Source organism: Leptospira gomenensis (assembly GCF_004770155.1).
In the GTDB taxonomy this organism is placed as follows: Bacteria; Spirochaetota; Leptospiria; order Leptospirales; family Leptospiraceae; genus Leptospira; species Leptospira gomenensis.
Genome location: NZ_RQFA01000037.1, coordinates 282,701 through 288,700, shown reverse-complemented (window position 1 = coordinate 288,700; position 6,000 = coordinate 282,701). Strand labels below are relative to the sequence as shown.

Here is a 6,000-nt window from a genome sequence, read left to right as displayed (position 1 = left end):
TCAGAAGAACCAAGGGAATCTGTTCTTGAACATCATGGACGGTTTGGGTTACAACTTGGGGGGTAGAGAGGGAGAACCTACGTTGTGGGACAATATTACCGGTGCTTTTTCTGGCGCTTGGAATACGGTGAAGGGAGCTGGGAATTGGATCGGGAACAAGGCTGCAGGTGCTTGGGACGGGATTACGGGGTTGTTTGGAGGGAAGGCTGCGAACAATGGTGTTGACAGGACTACAGCGAGAGGATTGGATGCAATTGCTCTTTATAATGCTGCGATGGATGAAGTAGCATGTTTTGTAAAAGGAACAAAGATTTTAACTCAGGATAATACGAAAACTATCGAGAATGTTGAGGTTGGAGATATTGTCTTTGCATTCAATGAGGTAACTCTTGAGTTGGGCTATAAAAAAGTCTTAGAAGTGTTTAGAAACAAAACGGACATACTAATTAAAATAAGTTTGGAAGATAATACAATTATTGAAACAACTGAAGGACACCCTTTCTATATTAAAGAAAAAGGTTTTGTTTTAGCAAAGGATCTAACTAAGAAAGATAGAGTTGTTAATTCCAATTTAAAAGAGATAACAATTAAAGAAATCAATCGCGTTGAAGTTGATAGCATTGATACTTATAACTTTCATGTAGAGGATTTCCATACATACTTTGTATCAAATTCTAATATTCTTGTGCATAATACGAGTGTTCCAGAGAATCCTATAGAAATTATGAAGCAGAAATTGAATAATTACTATGATAAGTTAAGTCGTGGAGTACAATTAACGAAGCAAGAATCTGACCAGTTAGATCGCTTAGAAGGAGCAATGGGAGCCGGTGTTTATGCACGACATCAAAATGAAAAGGGAGAATGGGTATGGACTCAGATCGGAGAAATGAAAACTCGTTCGACTTCTGATGAAGTTACTAATGGGGGTGTAGATGGCAGACCTAATGTTAGAGTATTAAAGGATGGCGATAAGATTCAAACACAATACGGTGAACTGACTGTTCGGGTCTTGGATTCAAAAAACGCACCTATTACTTGGATAGATCCGAAGACTGGAAACGCTATGATAGATGGATTAGGTCATAGGCAGTTTATCTATGGTCCGAATGGCGAAGAGTATTCTTATAAAGGAACCGTGAATGGCACTGAAGCTGTTAGGGCATCTGCTGAATATGCGGCTACTAAACCAAATCTTTGGAATCGGCTATTTAATTTTGGTAAATCTGAAAATAATACAGGCAGTTTGCCTTCTTCTACTGGGACAAGAGCATGGTGAAATACATTCTATTAGGTATTAGCATAGTATCATGCAATTATTATATTGATCCTAAATTGGAAGAGATATCGAATCAAAAGGAGAAGATTGTTTTGGTCGATATTGATGCAGAAAGTGATGAATATATGGGGGAGCGTAAGAAGTTTAGAGATAGTCTGATAAAAATGGTCGATAAAATTAAAAAATTACGACCATCTGTTATTTATTTAAATAATAGTTTTATCAACTCTTCTGGTGGCGAAAAGGAGTTTGCTACGGAATTAAATCGAAATATGGCAACAATTTCCGCATTCGAATTGAATGATAGTGGGGAAGAGATTAATTTTACAGAGGATATCAAGAATCAAATAGGAAAGACAATAAAAGGGAGATTTTACGGCCGTGCGGATAATTATGGATTTACCGGAATAAATTTTCCATCAATTGAAATAGTAAAAAAAAGTAAAGCTATCTGTTCTTCTAAATATTACATCAATGATTCGAATGAAGTTGAATTTGTATATTCATTGAATCGATATAAAAATTATGAATTTGAAAATTGTCCATTTACAGTAGTTAATGAATATCTAATTTCGTACGGACTTAAAATTGCATTAGATAAAATAGAGGGCAAGGTGGCGTTATATTCAATTAATAATGGGAAAATTAAAAAAATAAAAAATTTGAATCAAATATTTGAAAAGAAATATAACGCTATTCCAATTAAATTTAAGACATTTCGTAAATTTACGGGTAAAGAAATTCTTGAAAAAGAAGAAATTAAAATTGATCTGGGTTATATATATATAATTAATACATTAGATATTCCAGTTAAAGTAAAGTATAATAGGATGATATCCAATTCAGAAGTATTTGGTAGTATGGTATACACTTTATTAGATTCAATTACACGATGACTGCCCTAGTCCAAGAACTCGTCTTTCGATAATCTTGGAGGTAGGAGAAGTGAAGGTAACGACTCTCCTCAGCGCATTCCGGGTGAGATTTAGACAGCTGCTTCACAATAGTGAACCAGCATAAAATTTGCAAAGGGTCCAATCGTACGGACATTCAGCTGATGACCGCGTTGGTGCCGTAAAAAAACCGTAAAACTCGATCTTACCTTGACAAAGTCGGTGACAGAAGCAACTCTTCAATGTATTGAAGAGTTGGAATTTTTGAGATGAATCTTTTTACAGAAAGACGACATTGAGAGATTCTGGATTCTGGATTCTGGAATATTAAGACTTACTAAAGTAAAAGGATAGATTGAATGAGGAATATAATAATTTTATTGTTTGTTTTGCAGAGTTTAGGTTGTACTTTTTATCGAGTGCCCCTGCAAATAGAGAATGTGAGTGAAGTGGAGGGTTTTGAAAAGTTTATATCTGAGAACGGCTTTAAAGACAAGGAAGGCTCCGGGATTTTGTTGATCAATTCAAATATACAACCTATTAATGATGAAGTGAATAATCCGTTAAATCCAGCGTTTTTATACGTCTCCATACTTCCTCCGCCTGGGATGCCAACCGAGTTTGGAAACGAGACACCGATCTTTAGCTTATCATACAATAAGCAAACGGGCAGCTTTTCGGGATGTTCTATTTTAATTTATAAAGGTGATCATCCGTACACTCTTCCAGGAAGATTTGAACAACACCAGGCTCGGAATCGGTATCGTCCGACTCGATTGGGGGATTCGTATGAATTTAATTTATCAGCGGGAAAATCCCATTATTTAGGATTATTGACACGAGATGAAAAGTACAGATTGAAACTGGATTACAAGGATACGAGCGGGCTTGAAGATTGTAAGAATACGTTTTTGAAAGCCGGGTTTACGTTTGAAAAATACCCTCTCACACCGATCAAGAAAGTAACCGTTACTAAACCGTAATCGTTTCGTATTTGGCTGATACTTAAAATTCTGCGAATCCAAAAAAAGCTAAACCCGTGTAAATGAAACCGACAGAAGATTCCGGCAATAAAACTGAGCCTATGTCGAATTTTCATCGATTTGGGTGCGAAAAATTTTGGAATATTGTAACCGCCTAATCAATTGTATCTTATCCAAGTACAAAAAATCGGTTAAAATATCCCGGACGAAAGAAAGGAAAAAAAATTGGACCGAGGTGAAATAGAGTGATTTATAGTACCTCGTCCAAAAACGGTTTTCCACAAAAAAAATACGATCGTGCACCTAACGTTCATTAATCGAACATTCTTTTCGGGCTTAGTAACGGAAAAAAACACGAAAAAACCTCCAAGAACTTATCGTTGGAGGATCTTCCGCAAGCAGTCCACATGTGGTTTGTTAGGCGGTTACGATGGACCGTAACGGAGTCATCGTGTGACCCAAGGGTTTGAGTGCAATTTTAAACGAATCCCTCTTTAAACGAATCCTTCGGACTAAGGACAACAGCCGAAGGAAATTTTCTTAAAAAACGCACGTTAACGGAAGTCGTAGACGATTTTCACGTTGAGACTTTTTCCCTGTTCATTGTTAATGTTTGAAGTGCCTTTGTATTCTAGAATTCTTTTAGACTCCATATCGTAGACCATATCGATCGGCTTTACGAAAACGGAAAGAAGAGCGTTGTCGATTTTCATCCTCAAAAAAAGAGCGGGTTTACCTTTGTAATCTCCCGTTTTCGTTTTGGAGACGGAAAATGCAAACGTGTCTTTTTCCACAGGAACCAAAAAGCGGAAACGAACCGTTTTGCCTTCCAGAAGCGAATCCCAATAAGCTCTGATAAAATAATCGAAACCTCCGTCCATCGAAGCGGGCTCCGAAAACGAAATCGTCTTTTCTTCCAAAGGTTTTTCCGACGATCTCCGTGCAAATAGACGCGCGGATCCGGTTTTTAAGAACGTGCCGCCTTCCAAATAACCGTCTCGCAGATCGTCCAATTGGAAATCCGGGATCATTTTATTTTTAGAAAATACGATTTTCTTTTTTGCGAAAACGTTTCCCTCCGGATCCTTGTATTGGATCTTTGAATACGAGTGATTACCATTTTCCCAAACTTCTTCGTGATGATCGTAATAAAGAATTTTTCCCGAATTTAAATCCGTAGCCGTTCCAAAAAATTGCACCTTTTTAGTTTCCCCGTATATAGAAAATGATATATTCAAAATTAAGAATGGAATTAACTTATTCATTTATTCTTTCCCTGGAGTCCATTTCTTAGACTGAAGAACAGGATTTAGGAAATAAATTTTGAATTTACTGTTTCATTCGACACCGAAGAATTCGGACCGAAACTTTTTAGACGGACTCTTGTTCTTTTGTAGAACGTAAATTTTTCGCGATCCGGGAGCGTTCGCCGTATTCGGGAAATACACGGCTGATTTCCGACGCCGAGCGCGAGGTACAAACGCAAAACTGCCCGTTCCGCAATCCGTACCATGCGTTCCGACCGCCCGCAGAAGAGGGACGAAAATTTCCCGAACCGAAACGTTCGTCTTCGAAACCGCAAAAAACGGTCTCCAAAGCCCGCGGAAATCGAAAGAATAAAACGGCGCGAACCCCCACCACAATCGGACCGTATCTAAGACGGACGTTGCCCGAACGGAATCGCAACAAATCCGAAAATCAATTTTGAAACGATTGTGCCGCGTAAGAGTAAGCGTCCTCTGCGGTCCTGCCCGGCAAAATACCGTTTTTAAAGGAATTCCGCGGTAAAAGTTGGACGAATATCGGAAAATCGTAAAGGAACGAACCCGTCCCCGCGAGCGATCGACGCGGGGTCAAGTTATTTAAATTAGTAAAATATAATGTTCTAAAGTAATGGCGGAAATAACTTGACCGAAGCGGAGAGCGCGACCCGGCGTAACGAAAGTGTGTTTGTCCCTTGCCGGCACGGTTTCGCCGGGACGCGGCCGGAAGTATATGGCAAAATATCGCGGGTCGGATCGGAGGCGGTTCACTCCTTGCCCCAATAACCTGCGGATTGGTCCTTCCTTAGGAGTTCGAGGGCGTATTCCCGGGCGTTTTCGAAACTCGGTTCTTTTCCGTTGAAAAAGTGTTTGTTGAGTTTTGGAATATTCAGTTTTTTTAAAATAGGAATTCCGTCCTCCAAATTCCCGATCCAATACGGAGCCCGGTCTATATGCGTCGCGTGATACGCGTAAATCCCCCGAAAGTCTATCTTTCGTTCGGGAGCGAGGATAGGATAATGTTCCGGATTGGAAACGGTGTAATCCGTATAACTGCTTTCGCTCCTTCGGATTCCGTCCGTACCGACGCGGCTGGAGGTCGAATAGGAACCGATGTTTATGATTTCGTAATGAAAGGATCCGTTCATGTCGCCTAGCACGTGATACGGAAAATATTTTCCGTCCGAGGACAATCCGGTCCTGCTCGCGAGTCGGAAGACGTTCTCCGAATCCAATGCGATTTCCGGTCCTTCGTCGTCCCGAACCAGATTGATTCCGCAGTTCTCCGTGACACCCGATTCTCGTTTGCAGATTCTTTTCAGGGTCGTGTAAATCGGAAACGGAATGATATACTCGTATCGTTTGCCCAGTAGCGGAACCTCCTTTTCTTCGTATAGAAAAATCCCGTAGACGACCAAACCTTTCGGAACGCCGTCCACGGGTTCTCGAAGGAGATAACGCGGACTCGAATAACAGCGCGACAACGAAGTTATGAGGACCGTAAAAAGGAGGATCTGAAACGTTTTATTGACCATACAAATTTCCGAAGCGGGCTTCCGTAAAAAACCGAATATGCCGGCTTT

The 6,000-nt window shown here is 40.0% G+C and carries 5 protein-coding genes; 3 read left to right on the top strand and 2 right to left on the bottom strand.

Translation table 11 applies throughout. The features are described 5' to 3' along the window. The 3 genes from EHQ17_RS09855 to EHQ17_RS09845 form a co-directional block, all read left to right on the top strand. Positions 1–1,279, top strand: a 1,279-nt coding sequence (locus tag EHQ17_RS09855) for a polymorphic toxin-type HINT domain-containing protein (protein WP_246057494.1), incomplete at its 5' end; no start/stop codon positions are given. A gap of 92 nt (positions 1,280–1,371) precedes the next feature. Then, the gene (locus tag EHQ17_RS09850) at positions 1,372–2,175 is read left to right on the top strand and encodes a hypothetical protein (RefSeq protein WP_246057492.1); all 804 of its coding nucleotides are present in this window, start codon (positions 1,372–1,374) and stop codon (positions 2,173–2,175) included. A gap of 356 nt (positions 2,176–2,531) precedes the next feature. After that, a complete protein-coding gene (locus tag EHQ17_RS09845; RefSeq protein WP_135590053.1) occupies positions 2,532–3,155 on the top strand; it encodes a hypothetical protein in 624 nt (207 codons plus the stop codon). A 554-nt stretch (positions 3,156–3,709) separates the two neighbouring features. Here the strand turns inward: EHQ17_RS09845 and EHQ17_RS09840 are convergent. Together EHQ17_RS09840 and EHQ17_RS09835 are read right to left on the bottom strand one after the other, a co-directional pair. After that, positions 3,710–4,420 (bottom strand): hypothetical protein, encoded by a 711-nt coding sequence (locus EHQ17_RS09840; RefSeq protein ID WP_135590052.1) that lies wholly within the window; start codon positions 4,418–4,420, stop codon positions 3,710–3,712. Positions 4,421–5,184: 764 nt separating this feature from the next. Next, positions 5,185–5,952, bottom strand: a complete 768-nt coding sequence (locus EHQ17_RS09835; protein WP_135590051.1) for a hypothetical protein — start codon at positions 5,950–5,952, stop codon at positions 5,185–5,187. Positions 5,953–6,000: the final 48 nt, after the last annotated feature.